Here is a 16,228-nt window from a genome sequence, read left to right as displayed (position 1 = left end):
GCGCATTGGGCCTATGCTTGAAGGTATCACCTGTTGCACCAACAGGAGGTCCGCACCATGAGTATCAAATCCAGGCGTTGCGCCCTCGTCTTCGCCCTGCTCGCGGTAGCCGGGCTCTATGGCTCGGCCTGCTGGCGGGTGGAGCTGCTGCGCAGCCAGCCCAACACGGCCAACAGTTGCGTCCATGAGCATTGCGTTCCCCACAGCGCCACGCTGAGCGCCGTCAGGTAGGTCGGATCACTCCTCGACGCTCATGTACTCTTTCGCCCAGCGAATGTAGTCCTCGGGCTGGGTGTAGGTGTGCGAAAGCTCGGTGGCGCCGAGGCTGTCCGACTTGTGCTGCAGGCCACGCTGCTGGCGCAGGCAGTCGTAGGTGGCCTTGATCGCGGCGAAGTAGGCGGCATGGCCGTCAACCACGATACGCACGCCCAGGCGCGCCAGGCGCTCGTCGTCGCGCAGGTTCGGGTTGGCGTAGGTCACCAGCATCAACGGCACGCTCAGGTGCTCGGCAATCTGTTCAAGCTGCTCGAAGTCCTTGACCCCCACCATGCAGATACCATCGGCGCCCGCCTTCTGGTAGCTCTGGGTGCGCACGATGATTTCCTCGGTGGTCAGCACGCCGGCATTGGTGCGCGCAATGATCGCCAGGGCCGAATCGACCCGCGCCTCCAGTGCCGCGCGGATCTTGCCCACGCCCTCCTCCACCGAGATCAGGTCGGTGGACTTGCGACCGAACTGGGCCGGCAGCAAGGTATCCTCGATGGTCAGCGCGGCAACGCCAGCGCGTTCCAGTTCGATCACCGTGCGCATCACGTTGAGCGCATTGCCGTAGCCGTGGTCGGCGTCGGCAAGCACCGGTAACTGGGCGACACGACCGATACGGGTAGCCTGCTCGACAAACTCGCTCAGGGTGATCAGGGCGAAGTCCGGCGCGGCCAGGACCTGCAGCGAGGCGACCGAACCACCCAGAATGCCGACTTCAAAACCAAGGTCGGCGGCAATACGGGCTGACATCGGGTCGAAGACCGACGCGGTGTGATAGCACGAACCTGAAGCAAGCAGTTCGCGGAAGGCAAAACGCAGATCGTGGTGGGAAGCCTTGGGCATGATCACTCCGCTTGTAATGAGAAATGGTGAACGGCTGACAACCGACCCCTGTATCGGGTCTACCTGACTGTTCCAACCGTCGCCATCAGGGCGGTCATGCTCGACATACAGGCAGAGGAATAGAAGGTGTGGACATACAGCGACGCGAAACCTGTGGAAAATAGTTGCACCAAGCTGGTGCAGGCCACGGATTTCAGCCTCTGCGGCCCTGCCACGATATCACGCGGCCATGCAGCGCTGGATGAATGCGCCAATGCCGATCTTGCATAGGGGATGCACGGAGTACATAGGTAGCTATGTAACTCAGGGTACAATGCCCCACCACGAATGAGCCCATCACGGAGCAAGCCCGCTCCCTCGATGCCTCGCGATAGCGCCAGCTCTGACCACAAGGTATCCACCGTGACCGCCGCCCTGCCCCCCACCGTTCTGCGCAGCGTTCTTACCGCCCTGATGCTGGCGATCTTCCTCGGTGCCCTCGACCAGACCATCGTCGCCGTGTCGCTGCCGGCGATCTCCGCCCAGTTCGACGATGTCGGCCTGCTGGCCTGGGTCATCTCTGGCTACATGGTCGCCATGACCATCGCCGTGCCGATCTACGGCAAGCTTGGTGACCTTTATGGGCGGCGGCGCATGATCCTCACCGGCACCGCCCTGTTCACCCTGGCCTCGGTGGCCTGCGGCCTGGCCCAGGACATGCCGCAGCTGGTGCTGGCGCGGGTGCTCCAGGGTATCGGTGCGGGTGGCATGGTGTCGGTCAGCCAGGCAATCATCGGCGACTTCGTGCCCCCTCGTGAACGCGGCCGCTACCAGGGCTATTTCAGCAGCATGTATGCCCTGGCCAGCGTCGCCGGGCCGGTGCTGGGCGGCTGGCTGACCGAGTACCTGTCCTGGCGCTGGGTGTTCTGGATCAACCTGCCGCTGGGGCTGATCGCGCTGTGGGTGATCCACCGGGCGCTGGACGGGTTGCCGGTCAAGCATCGCCAGGCACAGGTCGACTACCTCGGCGCGGCGCTGATGATCCTCGGCCTGGGTAGCCTGCTGCTGGGCATCACCCTGGTCGGCCAGGGGCATGCCTGGCGGTCGTCCGAGGTCCTGGCGTTGCTGGCCTGCGCACTGCTGGGGCTGGCGGCGTTCATAGTCCACGAGCGGCGCTGTCGCGAGCCACTGTTGCCTCTGGGCCTGTTCGCCAACCGAGTCGCGGTGCTGTGCTGGTGCGTGATCTTCTTCGCCAGTTTCCAGTCCATTTCGCTGACCATGCTGATGCCCCTGCGCTACCAGGGCATCACCGGTGCCGGCGCCGACAGCGCGGCGCTGCACTTGCTGCCGCTGGCCATGGGGCTGCCAATCGGCGCCTTTACCGGTGGACGCATGACCAGCCGCACCGGGCGCTTCAAGCCACAGATCCTCACAGGCGCGCTGTTGATGCCAATGGCCATCGCAGCCATGGCACTGACGCCGCCGCAAGCCTGGTTACAGAGCGCACTGTTCATGCTGCTGACAGGCATTGCCTGCGGCCTGCAATTTCCCACCTCGCTGGTGGGCACGCAAAGCGCGGTGGACAGCAAGGACATCGGCGTGGCGACCAGCACCACCAACCTGTTCCGCTCGCTGGGCGGGGCGATGGGGGTGGCGTGCATGTCCAGCCTGTTGCTGGCGTGGTTGCACCAGGGTGGCTTCGAAGTGCTGGGCAACCCGCTGCTGGGCAGCCTCAAGGCGGGCGAGGCGGATCCGCACACCCAGGCGCGTTTGCTGGAAACCTTCCGCGACCTGTTGCTGGTCAGTGCCGGGGCTTCGCTGATCGGCCTGTTGGCGGCGCTGGCCTTGCCGGACAGACAGTTGCGCGGGCGCTGAAAGGCGTGGGAGCGGGCTTGCCCCGCGATAGCGTCCGTCCAGGCGACATCACGGCCTGAAGGTTGTCATTGCCGGGCAAGACCGCTTCCAGGTTATTAATCCTGCGTTAACCGAAAAGGGATAACACTTCCTCACAATCGTTAACAAAGTGTCATTTGCGCAAGCCAGGGCTCAAGCGCAGCATATCCAGCCCGGTGTCGACCCATTTCTCGACATCGCCCAACAGGTCGAAGCTTTCCGGCAGCAGCAGCCAGCGGCCGATCAGGCCATCCACATAGGCAAACATGGCCACCGCAGCCCGGTCGATCTCGAGCTCTGCAGGCAACTGGCCACGACGTACTGCATTGCCCAAGGCCAGGGCAATGCTTTGATGGCAGTCCAGCACCGCGCCCTGACGCTGCTGGCGAATCTCACACATGTCGTCGGTGAACTCGCACTTGTGATGCAGGATTTCGTTGATACGCCGGGTTCGGGCATCGAGCACCAACTCGTTGAACACTTGCAGCAACAGCTTGCGCATGCAGCCGAGTGGATCGAGCTCATCCTCGCTTTCACTGGCGCGGGCCAGGTGGTCATGGGTTTCGTGCAGGCTGTCGAGCAGCGCCTGCACCAACTCGGCCTTGTTGCTGAAGTGCCAGTAGATCGCCCCGCGAGTGACGCCGGCGAGCTCAGCGATGTCGGCCAGGGTGGTACGCGCTACCCCGCGCTTGTAGAAGGCCTTCTCCGCCGCCTCAATGATCTGGGCGCGGGTTTCCTGGGCTTCTTCTTTGGTTCGACGGACCATGGCAGTACAACCTCATCAGGCCCCGCGCGCTCGATCTGGCGAGCGGGAATCAGGCCGGGGCAGGCTCTTTCAGGGCCGCTCCCGGGTGGATTTGGGCGATCGACGGTGGTCACCCACGACGCACCGGCACTATTTACAAACAACCATGAATGTAAGTATATTCCTTAGCAAGCTATTTATCCACCGGATAGCGTTTTTCTGACAAAGCACTTCCACTATATTCTTGAGCTCCCCTGCTCCTGCGACCCGAGGATCCTCATGCAATTCAAGCCAGCCGTAACCGCCCTGGTTTCCGCCGTGGCCCTGGCAACCCTGCTCAGTGGCTGTAAGAAAGAGGAAGCAGCGCCTGCGCCGCAGGCTCCTCAGGTCGGCGTCGTGACCGTACAACCGCAAGCCTTCACCTTGACCTCGGAACTGCCGGGGCGCACCAGCGCCTACCGTGTGGCGGAGGTCCGCCCACAGGTGAACGGCATCATTCTCAAGCGCTTGTTCAAGGAAGGCAGCGACGTCAAGGAAGGGCAACAGCTCTACCAGATCGACCCAGCCGTCTACGAGGCGAACCTGGCCAACGCCCAGGCCAACCTGCAGGCTACCCGCTCGCTGGCCGAGCGTTACAAGCAACTGATCGACGAGCAGGCCGTCTCCAAGCAGGAATACGATGACGCCAATGCCAAACGATTGCAGGCCGAGGCATCGCTCAAGAGCGCCCAGATCGACCTGCGCTACACCAAGGTGCTGGCCCCGATCAGTGGCCGCGTCGGCCGCTCTTCGGTCACCGAAGGTGCCCTGGTGAACAACGGCCAGACCAACGCCATGGCCACCATCCAGCAGCTCGACCCGATCTACGTCGACGTCACCCAGTCCACCGCCGAGCTGCTCAAGCTGCGCCGTGACCTGGAAAGCGGCCAGTTGCAGAAGGCCGGCGACAATGCCGCCCAGGTTCAGCTGGTGCTGGAAGACGGCAGCCTGTTCAAGCAGCAGGGCCGCCTGGAGTTCTCCGAAGTCGCGGTCGACGAGACCACCGGTTCCGTCACTCTGCGCGCGATCTTCCCCAACCCCGACCACACCCTGCTGCCCGGCATGTTCGTGCATGCGCGGCTCAAGGCCGGCGTCAACGCCAACGCCATCCTGGCCCCGCAACAGGGCGTGACCCGTGACCTCAAGGGTGCGCCGACCGCGCTGGTGGTCAACCAGGAGAACAAGGTCGAACTGCGCCAGCTCAAGGCCAGCCGCACGCTGGGCAGTGACTGGCTGATCGAGGAAGGCCTGAACCCGGGCGACCGTCTGATCACCGAAGGGCTGCAGTTCGTGCGACCAGGTGTCGAGGTCAAGGTCAGCGAAGCCACCAACGTCAAGAAGCCGGCCAGCGCTGCTCAGGCCAACACGGCCAAAGCTGACGCCAAAGCGGAGTAAACCATGTCGAAGTTCTTTATCGATCGCCCGATCTTCGCCTGGGTGATCGCCCTGGTGATCATGCTGGTCGGCGCCCTGTCGATCCTGAAGCTGCCGATCAACCAGTACCCGAGCATCGCCCCGCCGGCCATCGCCATCTCCGTGACCTACCCGGGCGCCTCGGCGCAGACCGTGCAGGACACCGTGGTGCAGGTGATCGAGCAGCAGCTCAACGGGATCGACAACCTGCGTTATGTGTCGTCGGAAAGTAACTCCGACGGCAGCATGACCATCACCGCCACCTTCGAGCAGGGCACCAACTCGGACACCGCGCAGGTCCAGGTACAGAACAAGCTGAACCTGGCCACCCCGCTGTTGCCGCAGGAAGTGCAGCAGCAAGGTATCCGCGTCACCAAGGCAGTGAAGAACTTCCTGCTGGTGATCGGCCTGGTGTCCGAAGACGGCAGTATGACCAAGGACGACCTGGCCAACTACATCGTCTCCAACATGCAGGACCCGATCTCGCGGACCGCAGGCGTGGGCGACTTCCAGGTGTTCGGTGCGCAGTACGCCATGCGTATCTGGCTGGATCCGGCCAAGCTGAACAAGTTCCAGCTGACCCCGGTCGACGTGCGCACCGCGGTCGCCGCGCAGAACGTGCAGGTATCCTCCGGCCAGCTCGGCGGCCTGCCGGCGCTGCCAGGTACCCAGCTCAACGCCACCATCATCGGCAAGACCCGTCTGCAGACCGCCGAGCAGTTCGAGAAGATCCTGCTCAAGGTCAATGCCGACGGTTCCCAGGTACGCCTGGGCGACGTGGCCCAGGTTGGCCTGGGCGGCGAAAACTACGCCATCAGCGCCCAGTACAACGGCAAGCCGGCCTCGGGCCTGGCGGTCAAGCTGGCCACCGGCGCCAACGCCCTGGATACCGCCAAGGCGCTGCGCACGACCATCAGCGGCCTCGAGCCGTTCTTCCCACCGGGGGTGAAGGCGGTGTTCCCGTATGACACCACCCCGGTGGTCACCGAATCGATCAGCGGGGTAATCCACACCCTGATCGAAGCGGTGGTCCTGGTGTTCCTGGTGATGTACCTGTTCCTGCAGAACTTCCGCGCCACCATCATCACCACCATGACCGTACCGGTGGTATTGCTGGGTACCTTCGGCATCCTCGCCGCCGCCGGTTTCAGCATCAACACCCTGACCATGTTCGCCATGGTCCTGGCCATCGGCCTGCTGGTGGACGATGCCATCGTCGTGGTGGAGAACGTCGAGCGGGTGATGTCCGAGGAAGGACTGCCGCCCAAGGAGGCGACCAAGCGCTCCATGGAGCAGATCCAGGGCGCCCTGGTGGGTATCGCCCTGGTATTGTCAGCGGTACTGCTGCCGATGGCCTTCTTCGGCGGTTCCACCGGTGTGATCTATCGTCAGTTCTCCATCACCATCGTCTCGGCCATGGGCCTGTCGGTGCTGGTCGCGCTGATCTTCACCCCGGCCTTGTGCGCCACCATGCTCAAGCCATTGAAGAAGGGCGAGCACCATGTGGCCAAGCGCGGCTTCTTCGGCTGGTTCAACCGCAATTTCGACCGCAGCGTCGTCGGCTATGAGCGGAGCGTCGGCACCATCCTGCGCAACAAGATCCCGTTCCTGCTGGCCTACGCGCTGATCGTGGTCGGCATGATCTGGCTGTTCGCGCGCATTCCGACCGCATTCCTGCCAGAGGAAGACCAGGGCGTGCTGTTCGCCCAGGTACAGACCCCGGCCGGCTCCAGTGCCGAGCGCACCCAGGTGGTGGTCGACCAGATGCGCGAGTACCTGCTCGACAAGGAAGCCGATACCGTGGCATCCGTGTTCACCGTCAACGGCTTCAACTTCGCCGGCCGCGGCCAGAGCTCGGGCATGGCATTCATCATGCTCAAGCCTTGGGGCGAGCGTTCGAAGGAGAACAGCGTGTTCGCTCTCGCCCAGCGCGCGCAGATGCACTTCTTCAGCTTCCGCGACGCGATGGTGTTCGCCTTCGCCCCGCCGGCGGTACTCGAACTGGGTAACGCCACCGGCTTCGACGTGTTCCTCCAGGACCGCGCCGGCGTCGGCCATGCAAAACTGATGGAAGCGCGCAACCAGTTCCTGGCCAAGGCCGCGCAGAGCAAGATCCTCAGCGCCGTGCGTCCGAACGGCCTGAACGACGAGCCGCAGTACCAGCTGACCATCGACGACGAACGCGCCAGTGCTCTGGGCGTGACCATCGCCGACATCAACAACACCTTGTCGATCGCCCTGGGCGGTAGCTACGTCAACGACTTCATCGACCGTGGCCGGGTCAAGAAGGTCTACATCCAGGGTGCGCCAAACGCCCGGATGAGCCCGGAAGACCTGCAGAAGTGGTACGTGCGCAACGGCAAGGGCGAGATGGTGCCGTTCTCCTCCTTCGCCAAGGGCGAATGGAGCTATGGCTCGCCGAAGCTGTCGCGCTACAACGGCGTGGAAGCGGTCGAGATCCTCGGTACCCCGGCGCCGGGCTACAGTACCGGTGAGGCCATGGCCGAAGTCGAGCGCATCGCCGGCGAACTGCCAACCGGCATCGGCTTCTCCTGGACCGGCATGTCCTACGAGGAAAAACTCTCCGGCTCGCAGATGCCGGCGCTGTTCGCCCTCTCGGTGCTGTTCGTGTTCCTCTGCCTGGCGGCGCTGTACGAAAGCTGGTCGATCCCGATCGCGGTCGTGCTGGTGGTGCCACTGGGTATCATCGGTGCCCTGCTCGCCACCAGCCTGCGCGGCTTGTCCAACGACGTGTACTTCCTGGTCGGCCTGCTGACCACCATCGGCCTGGCGGCGAAGAACGCCATCCTGATCGTCGAGTTCGCCAAAGAGCTGCACGAACAGGGCAAAAGCCTGTACGACGCAGCCATCGAGGCCTGCCGCATGCGTCTGCGCCCGATCATCATGACCTCGCTGGCGTTCATCCTCGGCGTGGTACCGTTGACCATCGCCAGCGGCGCTGGTGCCGGTAGCCAGCACGCCATCGGCACCGGTGTGATCGGCGGCATGATCAGCGCCACCGTGCTGGCCATCTTCTGGGTACCGCTATTCTTCGTCGCAGTGTCGTCGCTGTTCGGCAGCAAAGAGCCGAAAGAACACGCCACCCCTGAAACTCCACGTTATGAGGCTGGGCAATGACCAAGTCTTTGTTGTCCCTGGCGGTAACCGCCTTCATCCTCGGCGGTTGCTCGCTGATCCCCGACTACCAGACGCCCGAGGCGCCGGTGGCCGCGCAGTGGCCGCAAGGCCCTGCGTACTCGCCGACCCAATCGGCCGACGTCGCTGCGGCCGAACAGGGCTGGCGCCAGTTCTTCCACGACCCGGCACTGCAGCAACTGATCCAGACGTCGCTGGAAAACAACCGCGACCTGCGGGTCGCGGCGCTGAACATCGACGCCTACCGCGCGCAGTACCGCATCCAGCGCGCCGACTTGCTGCCGGCGGTTTCCGCCAATGGCAGCGGCAGCCGCCAGCGGATGCCGGCAAACATGTCGCAGACCGGCGAATCCACCATCAGCAGCCAGTACTCGGCCACCCTGGGTGTCAGCGCCTATGAGCTGGACCTGTTCGGCCGGGTGCGCAGCCTGACCCAGCAGGCCTTGGAAACCTACCTATCCAGCGAACAGGCGCGCCGCTCCACGCAGATCAGCCTGGTGGCCAGCGTGGCCAACGCCTACTACACCTGGCAGGCCGACCAGGCGCTGCTGAAGCTGACCGAGGAAACGCTCAAGACGTACGAAGAGAGCTACAACCTCACCCGCCGCAGCAATGAGGTGGGTGTCGCCTCGGCCCTGGACCTGAGCCAGGCGCGCACTGCCGTCGAAGGCGCTCGCGTCAAGCTGTCGCAGTACCAGCGCCTGGTCGCCCAGGACCTGAACAGCCTCACCGTGCTGGTAGGTACCGGCGTGCCGGCCAACCTGCCCAAGCCGCTGGAGCTCAATGCCGACCAGCTGGCCGAAGTGCCGGCCGGCCTGCCGTCCGACATCCTGCAGCGCCGCCCCGACATCCAGGAGGCCGAGCACCTGCTCAAGGCCGCCAACGCCAATATCGGCGCGGCGCGGGCAGCGTTCTTCCCGAGCATCAGCCTGACCGCCAACGCCGGCACCCTGAGCCCGGACATGGGCGGGCTGTTCAAGGGCGGTTCGGGCACCTGGCTGTTCCAGCCGCAGATCAACCTGCCGATCTTCAATGCCGGCAGCCTGCGGGCCAGCCTGGACTACTCGAAGATCCAGAAGGACATCAACGTCGCCAAGTACGAAAAGACCATCCAGACCGCCTTCCAGGAAGTCGCCGATGGCCTGGCCGCACGCAAGACGTTCGAAGAGCAGCTGCAGGCCCAGCGTGACCTGGTGGCCGCCAACCAGGACTACTACCGCCTGGCCGAGCGCCGCTACCGCATCGGTATCGACAGCAACCTGACCTTCCTCGATGCCCAGCGCAACCTGTTCAGCGCCCAGCAGTCGCTGATCGGTGATCGCCTGTCGCAGCTGGTCAGCGAGGTCAACCTGTACAAGGCCCTCGGCGGCGGCTGGTACGAGCAGACCCAGCAGCAAGCCTCGATCCAGACGCCGAAAGGCTGACTGGACCGGTAACGGCACCAAGCCCACCCTCGCGGTGGGCTTTTTGTTGCGCGGTCACATTGCGTTCGATAACCGCCCCGTTCCGCTTGCAACGAATTGCCTAGCCCCCACCCTCCCCCGCACCATCGCCTGCGCAACGTTGCACAAGCTCTCTCTAAAAGACGCCCCCTGCGGCCCACACCCGCAGCGGCCCGGCTCGCCCAATAAAAACAAGAGATCCACGACAGATGAGCACTTTGCAACCCGCACGCCAGCTGCTGCCCGGCCTGTTGGCCCTGTCCTGCGCCCTGCCCGGCGTGGCCGCCGAAGGTGGCTTCCTGGAAGACGCCAAGGCCAGCCTCAACCTGCGCAACTTCTACATCAACCGCAACTTCGTCGACCCGGCCAACCCCCAGGGCAAGGCCGAGGAATGGACCCAGAGCTTCATTCTCGACGCCCGCTCCGGCTTCACCCAGGGCACCGTCGGTTTCGGCATCGATGTGCTGGGGCTGTACTCGGTCAAGCTCGATGGCGGCAAGGGCACGGCCGGCACCCACCTGCTGCCGGTGCATGACGATGGTCGCCCGGCGGATGATTTCGGCCGCCTGGGGGTAGCGTTCAAGGCGCGCCTGTCGCAGACCGAACTCAAAGTTGGCGGGTGGATGCCGGTGCTGCCGATCCTGCGTTCGGACGATGGCCGCTCGCTGCCGCAGACGTTCCGCGGCGGTCAGCTCACCTCGAAGGACATCGACGGCCTGACCCTGTACGCCGGCCAGTTCCGCGGCAACAGCCCGCGCAACGATGCGAGCATGGAAGACATGTTCATGCAGGGGCGCGCCGGTATCACCTCCGACCGCTTCAACTTCGCCGGCGGCGAATACAGCTTCAACGACAAACGCACGATGGTCGGCCTGTGGGATGCCCGGCTAAAAGACATTTATCGCCAGCAGTATCTGAACCTGGTGCACAGCCAGCCGTTGGGCGACTGGACCTTGGGCGCCAATCTGGGCTACTTCCTCGGCAAGGAGGATGGCAGCGCCCGCGCCGGCGACCTGGACAACCGCACCGTCTCGGCCATGCTCTCGGCGCGATATCAAGGCCACACCTTCTATATCGGCCTGCAGAAGATCAGTGGCGATGACGCCTGGATGCGCGTCAACGGCACCAGTGGCGGCACGCTGGCCAACGACAGTTACAACGCCAGCTTCGACAATGCCAAGGAGCGCTCCTGGCAACTGCGTCACGACTTCAATTTCGTCACCGTCGGCATCCCCGGCCTGACCTTGATGAACCGCTACATCAAAGGCGACAACGTGCATGCCGGAGGGGTGGACGATGGCAAGGAGTGGGCCCGGGAGACCGAGCTGGCCTACGTGGTGCAGGCCGGGACCTTCAAGGACCTGTCGGTGAAGTGGCGCAATTCGACCATGCGCAGGGATTTCAGCAGCAACGCGTTCGATGAGAACCGCCTGATTGTCAGCTATCCGTTCAATCTCCTTTGAGGCCATCGCGGGGCAAGCCCGCTCACGCCTGCACAATGCAGGAGCGGCGTGGGCTTGCCCGCGATGGGACCTGCCGTCCGGCAAATAACCAGAAGACATATCCAAATCAAATAACATTCTTTGACGCTATATGTAACAAGCCGCTAAAACCAAGCTCTGATCCCGCACCAGAGCCCGAGCATGGACCTCCGCCAACTGCGCTATTTCATCGCCCTCATCGAATACCGCAGTTTCGTCCGCGCCGCCGATGCCATGGGCATCACCCAACCCGCCTTCAGCCGCGCAATCCAGAACCTCGAACATACCTTTGGTTGCGCCCTGGTCGATCGTGCCAGCAAGGCATTGCCCCCCACCCCCGAGGGCCAAGTGGTGTTGCAACATGCCCGTCGCCTGGTCCAGGGCGCCGCGCAACTGAACCACGACGTCCTGCAGATGACCAAGCTCGATGCCGGAGAGCTGCACTTCGGCAGCGGCCCGGCCCTGGCCGTGCGCCTGGTGCCCCAGGCCCTGCAACATTTTATCGGGGCTCATCCCGGCATCCGCACCGACTTGCTGGTGGACAACGCCGAGCGCCTGGGCCAAGCCCTGCGTCGCGAGCAGATCGAGTTCTTCGTCGATGACGTACGTCCCTTCGAGGCCGATCCCTACTTCCACACCGAGGCACTGTCCCCGCGTCCAGGCCTGTTCTTCTGCCGTCCCGGGCACCCGCTGCTGGCAAAGGACAGCCTGTCGACCAACGACCTGTTCACCTACCCACTGGCCAGCGCCCTGCTCGCTCCCGGTGTGCGCAAACGCCTGGCCAACCTCAGCGGGCGCAATGACTTCACCCCGCACCTGCAAACCGAACACCTGGCAGTGCTGCGCAACGTGGTAATGGCCAGCGACGCCATCGGCACGGCCAGCGAAGAAGCGGTGGCCGAGGACCTGGCCGCCGGCCATCTGGTGCGTCTGCACTGGCGCAACCTGCCGCCGGGCATGGAAGTGCTCAGCGTGCGCTGCGGGGTAGTTAGCCGCAGTGGTTATCGCCTGTCACCGGCGGCGCGGGCGATGATCGATACCCTGGTCAGCCTTGATGCTGCCCCATCGCCCGCAGACGTGGCGCATCGACAATCTCCACCTCGCCATAGCCCAGGCGAACCACGCCGGCCTGTTCGAGGCTCCTGAGGATCTGGTTGATGGTCTGGCGCGACAGCGACAGCATCAGGGCCAACTGTTCCTGGGACACTTGCAACCGCCATTGGGCGACATCACGCTCACCGTAGCCTTCGGCCATCTGCAACAGGCGCTGCGCCACCCGCGGCGCGGCAGCCAGCAGGCTCTGCTGCTCGAGGGCGACGAACACCCAGCGCAACTTCTGGCTCATCAGCAGGGCCAGGTCGCGCCAGTGCTCTGGCTGGAACGCCAACCATTCCAGCAACGGCGCCTGGGGAATCCACAGCAGGCGTGTCGGCCCCTCGGCATAGGCGTCATGGGTGCGCGGCTGGCCATCGAACAGGCTGATCTCGCCGAACCAATGGGGTGACTCGACCAGCGTCAGCAACGCCTCCTTGCCTGCGCTGCTGACCGCTCCGACCCGCATCGCCCCTTCGAGTACCGCATACAGGCCACACGGCGCATCGCCGCGCTGGAACAGACGCTGCCCCGCTGCCAGTTCACGCGGACGGCCCAGGGCCAGCAGACTATCCTGAACGGTAACGGGCAATTGCCGGAACCATTGGCCATGCAGCAGTTGAGTGCGCGGATCGTGCATGGCACCTCGCAAAGCGAACTCTGTCGGCCAGGCGACAGACGACGATGAATGAACAGGGGCAAGCTGTGCTCACCCCTGATGGAGGAACAACAATGAAAAACCTCGTCGAGCACCTGAGTCAATACGCGGCCTACCACCGCGATCCACGGAACATCGCCACCCACTTCATCGGCATTCCGCTGATCGTGCTGGCCGTGGCCGTGCTGCTGTCACGCCCAGGTTGGGACATGGCGGGGCTGTGGCTGTCGCCGGCGCTGCTGCTGGCGCTCTGGTCGGTGTGGTTCTACCTGCGCCTGGACCTGCGCTTCGGCCTGGTGATGGGGCTGCTGCTGGGATTGTGCCTATGGGCCGGCCAGGCGCTGGCCGTGCAGAGTACCGGGCTGTGGTTGAGTGCCGGGCTAGGTGCGTTCGTGGTGGGGTGGATCATCCAGTTCGTCGGACATGCCTACGAAGGGCGCAAGCCGGCATTCGTCGATGACCTGAGCGGGCTGATCGTCGGGCCGCTGTTCGTGGTGGCGGAGCTGGCGTTCATGGCTGGCTTGTGTGGCGAACTGAAAAAGGCCGTGGAGGCCAATGCCGGGCCTGTCGCCGTTCGCCAGAAGAAAGCAGTCGTCTGAAGTAATCGCGGGGCAAGTCGCATCGGTGCGCCGATGCGACTTGCCCCGCGATGCGTTACTGCCTGGACTCCACCCCCAGTTCATCCCACACCGACTCGGCCAGATGGAACGTGGCATTGGCCGCCGGGATCCCGCAGTAGATCGCGCTCTGCATGATCACTTCCTTGATCTCCTCACGCGTCACGCCGTTGTTGGCGGCTGCGCGCAGGTGAAGTTTGAGCTCGTCGTTGCGGTTCATGCCGATCAGCATGGCGATGGTGATCAGGCTGCGGGTGTGCCGGGGCAGGCCGGGGCGGGTCCAGATATCGCCCCAGGCGTGCCGGGTGATCATCTCCTGGAACTCGCCGTTGAAGTCATTGAGCTTTTCCAGGCTGCGGTCCACGTGGGCATCGCCGAGCACCGCGCGGCGCACCTGCATGCCGGCATCGTAACGTTGTTTCTCATCCATGGCAGGTTCCTCAGCGGGCCAGCAGGAAATCGAGCACACGGGCGCTGAAGGCCGCGCCGATCTCGACGTTGGACAGGTGCGCCGCCGGGAATTCGGCATAGGTCGCGTTGACGATGCGGCGCTGCATGAAGCGGCCATGCTCAGGCGTGGTCACCACGTCCGCAGAGCCCGCCACCACCAGCGTCGGCACCTGGATGCGCCCCAGCTGTTCGCGGTAATCGGCATCACGTACCGCCGCGCAGTTGGCGGCATAGCCTTCTGGATTGGTGCGCGCGAGCATCTGGCAGATGCGCTGGGCCTCGTCCGGCCGCGCCTGGGCGAAGGCCGGGGTGAACCAACGGGCGATGGAGCCGTCGCGCAGGTCCGCCATGGCCTGCTGGCCACCCTTGAGCACCGCGTCGATGCGGGAGTTCCAGACCTCGTCGTTGGCGATCTTTGCCGCAGTGTTGCACAGGGTCAGGCTGTGCAGGCGCTGGGCGGCGTTGATGCCCAGCCACTGGCCGATCAGGCCGCCCATGGACAGGCCGACGAAGTGTGCATGCTCGATGTCCAGCGCCTCGAGCAGGGCCAGCACGTCGCCCCCCAGCTGTTCGATGCTGTAGGGGCCTTGAGTGACCAGCGAGCCGCCATGGCCACGGGTGTCGTAGCGCAGCACGCGAAAGTGTTCGCTCCAGGCGGGAATCTGCTCATCCCACATGCCCAGGTCGGTGCCCAGGGAGTTGGAGAGCACCAGCACCTGCGCATAGGCCGGGCCATCGAGTTGGTAGTTCAGTACGCCATCGGCCAGTTGCAAATGCGCCACAGCGGTCTCCTTTCAGGCAGTGAAACGTTGATGTTCGGCCACCGCGCGCGCCACCCAGACGCGGGCCTGGCCCAGGTAATGGGTGGGGTCGAGCAGGCGGTCGAGCTCCTCGCCGGACAACTCGGCGTTGACCTGCGGCTCATCACCAAGCACTGCGCGCAGATGGCGCCCTTCGGCCACGGCGCGCTGGCAGCACTGCTCCAGCAGGTGATGGGCACGGTCGCGGCCCAGGCGCTGGGCGAGGACAATACTGACCGCCTCGGCCAGCACCAGGCCCTGGGTGAGGTCGAGGTTGCGGCGCATGCGTTCGGCGTCCACCTCCATGCCCTCGGCGATCACCTGGGCCTGGCGCAGGGCACCGGAGACCAGGCAGCAGATCTCCGGCAGGGTTTCCCACTCGGCATGCCACAGGCCAAGGCTGCGTTCGTGCTCCTGGGGCATCGCGCTGAACAAGGTCGAGAGCAGCCCAGGCACACGGGTGGCGGCGCTGATCAACACCGCCGCCCCGACCGGATTGCGCTTGTGCGGCATGGTCGAGGACCCGCCCTTGCCCGGCGCGGCGGGTTCGAACAACTCGCCCGCCTCGGTCTGCATCAGCAGGCTGACGTCACGGCCGAACTTGCCCAGGCTGCCGGCGACCAGGCCCAGCACCGAGGCAAACTCCACCAGGCGGTCACGCTGGGTGTGCCACGGCTGTTCGGGCAAGGACAGCTTCAGTTGCGCGGCCAGGGCCTCGGCCACCGGCAGCGCTTTGCTGCCCAACGCCGCCAGGCTGCCGGAAGCGCCACCGAACTGCAGCACCAGCAGGCGCGGGCGCAGTTCCTTGAGGCGTTGGCGATGGCGAGTGAGGGCGCCGAGCACACCGGCCAGCTTCATGCCCAGCGTCACCGGCGTGGCATGCTGCAACCAGGTCCGCCCCACCAGCGGCGTGTCGGCATGCTGCAATGCCTGATGCGCCAGGGTGTCGGCCAGCTTGCCGAGATCGTTTTCGAGCAACCCCAGCGCCTCGCGCAGTTGCAGCACCAGGCCGCTGTCCATCGCATCCTGGCTGGTGGCGCCCAGGTGCACGTAGCGCTCGGCCTCGGGTACGCCACTGGCGACCACCTTGCCCAGGGCCTTGACCAGCGGGATCGCCGAATTGCCGGCCACCGCGATGGCGTCGGCCAGCGCCCGGGCATCGTAGCGCTCGGCCTTGCAGGCCGCCTCGATGGCAGTCACCGCCGTGTGCGGCACCAGCCCGGCGGCCGCCTCGGCGCGGGCCAGGGCCGCCTCGAAGTCGAGCATGCCCTGCAACCGGCCCCGGTCGGAGAAAACCTCGCGCATGGCCGGGGCGGTAAAGTAGGCGTCGAACAGTTGGTTGCTCATGCAACGTCC

General features: G+C 64.7%; 14 protein-coding genes. 8 read left to right on the top strand and 6 right to left on the bottom strand.

Annotated elements, in window-relative coordinates:
* Positions 1 to 57 precede the first annotated feature (57 nt).
* The gene (locus KHO27_RS01655) at positions 58 to 231 is read left to right on the top strand and encodes a hypothetical protein (RefSeq protein WP_173862428.1); all 174 of its coding nucleotides are present in this window, start codon (positions 58 to 60) and stop codon (positions 229 to 231) included.
* Positions 232 to 237: 6 nt separating this feature from the next.
* Here the strand turns inward: KHO27_RS01655 and KHO27_RS01650 are convergent, their stop codons facing one another.
* The gene (locus KHO27_RS01650) at positions 238 to 1,107 is read right to left on the bottom strand and encodes an oxaloacetate decarboxylase (RefSeq protein ID WP_023630223.1); all 870 of its coding nucleotides are present in this window, start codon (positions 1,105 to 1,107) and stop codon (positions 238 to 240) included.
* A 402-nt stretch (positions 1,108 to 1,509) separates the two neighbouring features.
* On the opposite strand from KHO27_RS01650, the gene KHO27_RS01645 reads away from it, so the two are divergent.
* Entirely contained in the window at positions 1,510 to 2,961 is a 1,452-nt protein-coding gene (locus KHO27_RS01645) for an MDR family MFS transporter (protein ID WP_110698193.1), read from the top strand.
* A 151-nt stretch (positions 2,962 to 3,112) separates the two neighbouring features.
* On the opposite strand, the gene ttgR is transcribed toward KHO27_RS01645, so the two are convergent.
* Complete coding sequence (ttgR, locus tag KHO27_RS01640) at positions 3,113 to 3,745, bottom strand: efflux transport transcriptional regulator TtgR (RefSeq protein WP_023630222.1); 633 nt, start codon at positions 3,743 to 3,745, stop codon at positions 3,113 to 3,115.
* Between the two features lie 258 nt (positions 3,746 to 4,003).
* Between ttgR and ttgA the strand changes: the two genes are divergently transcribed.
* From ttgA to KHO27_RS01615, 5 genes are all read left to right on the top strand, one after another.
* Positions 4,004 to 5,158, top strand: coding sequence for a toluene efflux RND transporter periplasmic adaptor subunit TtgA (gene ttgA, locus KHO27_RS01635; RefSeq protein WP_102682766.1), 1,155 nt, complete (start codon positions 4,004 to 4,006; stop codon positions 5,156 to 5,158).
* A 3-nt stretch (positions 5,159 to 5,161) separates the two neighbouring features.
* Positions 5,162 to 8,314 carry a multidrug efflux RND transporter permease subunit TtgB gene (ttgB, locus tag KHO27_RS01630; RefSeq protein WP_102682767.1) on the top strand — a complete coding sequence of 1,051 codons (3,153 nt, stop codon included), beginning with the start codon at positions 5,162 to 5,164 and terminating at the stop codon, positions 8,312 to 8,314.
* Positions 8,311 to 9,756, top strand: a complete 1,446-nt coding sequence (locus KHO27_RS01625; RefSeq protein WP_046856915.1) for an AdeC/AdeK/OprM family multidrug efflux complex outer membrane factor — start codon at positions 8,311 to 8,313, stop codon at positions 9,754 to 9,756. The genes ttgB and KHO27_RS01625 overlap by 4 nt, the downstream gene beginning before the upstream one ends.
* Positions 9,757 to 9,983: 227 nt before the next feature.
* Positions 9,984 to 11,237 carry an OprD family porin gene (locus tag KHO27_RS01620; RefSeq protein ID WP_214501071.1) on the top strand — a complete coding sequence of 418 codons (1,254 nt, stop codon included), beginning with the start codon at positions 9,984 to 9,986 and terminating at the stop codon, positions 11,235 to 11,237.
* Between the two features lie 180 nt (positions 11,238 to 11,417).
* Positions 11,418 to 12,401 carry a LysR family transcriptional regulator gene (locus KHO27_RS01615; RefSeq protein ID WP_214501070.1) on the top strand — a complete coding sequence of 328 codons (984 nt, stop codon included), beginning with the start codon at positions 11,418 to 11,420 and terminating at the stop codon, positions 12,399 to 12,401.
* Here KHO27_RS01615 and KHO27_RS01610 read toward each other — a convergent pair.
* Entirely contained in the window at positions 12,301 to 12,987 is a 687-nt protein-coding gene (locus KHO27_RS01610; RefSeq protein ID WP_102682771.1) for a Crp/Fnr family transcriptional regulator, read from the bottom strand. The two genes, KHO27_RS01615 and KHO27_RS01610, sit on opposite strands and share 101 nt — an antisense overlap.
* A 92-nt stretch (positions 12,988 to 13,079) precedes the next feature.
* On the opposite strand from KHO27_RS01610, the gene KHO27_RS01605 reads away from it, so the two are divergent.
* A complete protein-coding gene (locus KHO27_RS01605; RefSeq protein WP_110697646.1) occupies positions 13,080 to 13,604 on the top strand; it encodes an Mpo1 family 2-hydroxy fatty acid dioxygenase in 525 nt (174 codons plus the stop codon).
* A 55-nt stretch (positions 13,605 to 13,659) separates the two neighbouring features.
* Here KHO27_RS01605 and pcaC read toward each other — a convergent pair whose 3' ends face one another.
* The 3 genes from pcaC to KHO27_RS01590 are packed head-to-tail and all read right to left on the bottom strand — an operon-like array spanning position 13,660 to position 16,219.
* Entirely contained in the window at positions 13,660 to 14,052 is a 393-nt protein-coding gene (gene pcaC / locus KHO27_RS01600) for a 4-carboxymuconolactone decarboxylase (protein WP_070093782.1), read from the bottom strand.
* A 10-nt stretch (positions 14,053 to 14,062) separates the two neighbouring features.
* Positions 14,063 to 14,854 carry a 3-oxoadipate enol-lactonase gene (gene pcaD, locus KHO27_RS01595; protein ID WP_214501069.1) on the bottom strand — a complete coding sequence of 264 codons (792 nt, stop codon included), beginning with the start codon at positions 14,852 to 14,854 and terminating at the stop codon, positions 14,063 to 14,065.
* A gap of 12 nt (positions 14,855 to 14,866) precedes the next feature.
* On the bottom strand, positions 14,867 to 16,219 hold the full coding sequence (locus KHO27_RS01590; RefSeq protein WP_214501068.1) for a 3-carboxy-cis,cis-muconate cycloisomerase: 1,353 nt from the start codon (positions 16,217 to 16,219) through the stop codon (positions 14,867 to 14,869).
* Between the last annotated feature and the right edge of the window lie 9 nt (positions 16,220 to 16,228).

Source organism: Pseudomonas sp. RC3H12 (assembly GCF_018596375.1).
Taxonomy (GTDB): domain Bacteria; phylum Pseudomonadota; class Gammaproteobacteria; order Pseudomonadales; family Pseudomonadaceae; genus Aquipseudomonas.
Note: the sequence above shows the minus strand (reverse complement) of the source record. Positions and strands in the feature narration are given on the sequence as shown.

Excerpts from the sequence above, each read along its gene's own strand:
- KHO27_RS01650 (WP_023630223.1), bottom strand. The coding sequence starts at position 1,107 with ATGCCCAAGGCTTCCCACCACGATCTGCGTTTTGCCTTCCGCGAACTG.
- KHO27_RS01655 (WP_173862428.1), top strand. The coding sequence starts at position 58 with ATGAGTATCAAATCCAGGCGTTGCGCCCTCGTCTTCGCCCTGCTCGCG.
- KHO27_RS01615 (WP_214501070.1), top strand. The coding sequence starts at position 11,418 with ATGGACCTCCGCCAACTGCGCTATTTCATCGCCCTCATCGAATACCGC.
- KHO27_RS01605 (WP_110697646.1), top strand. The coding sequence starts at position 13,080 with ATGAAAAACCTCGTCGAGCACCTGAGTCAATACGCGGCCTACCACCGC.
- ttgB (WP_102682767.1), top strand. The coding sequence starts at position 5,162 with ATGTCGAAGTTCTTTATCGATCGCCCGATCTTCGCCTGGGTGATCGCC.
- ttgA (WP_102682766.1), top strand. The coding sequence starts at position 4,004 with ATGCAATTCAAGCCAGCCGTAACCGCCCTGGTTTCCGCCGTGGCCCTG.
- KHO27_RS01620 (WP_214501071.1), top strand. The coding sequence starts at position 9,984 with ATGAGCACTTTGCAACCCGCACGCCAGCTGCTGCCCGGCCTGTTGGCC.
- KHO27_RS01590 (WP_214501068.1), bottom strand. The coding sequence starts at position 16,219 with ATGAGCAACCAACTGTTCGACGCCTACTTTACCGCCCCGGCCATGCGC.
- ttgR (WP_023630222.1), bottom strand. The coding sequence starts at position 3,745 with ATGGTCCGTCGAACCAAAGAAGAAGCCCAGGAAACCCGCGCCCAGATC.
- pcaC (WP_070093782.1), bottom strand. The coding sequence starts at position 14,052 with ATGGATGAGAAACAACGTTACGATGCCGGCATGCAGGTGCGCCGCGCG.
- KHO27_RS01610 (WP_102682771.1), bottom strand. The coding sequence starts at position 12,987 with ATGCACGATCCGCGCACTCAACTGCTGCATGGCCAATGGTTCCGGCAA.
- KHO27_RS01625 (WP_046856915.1), top strand. The coding sequence starts at position 8,311 with ATGACCAAGTCTTTGTTGTCCCTGGCGGTAACCGCCTTCATCCTCGGC.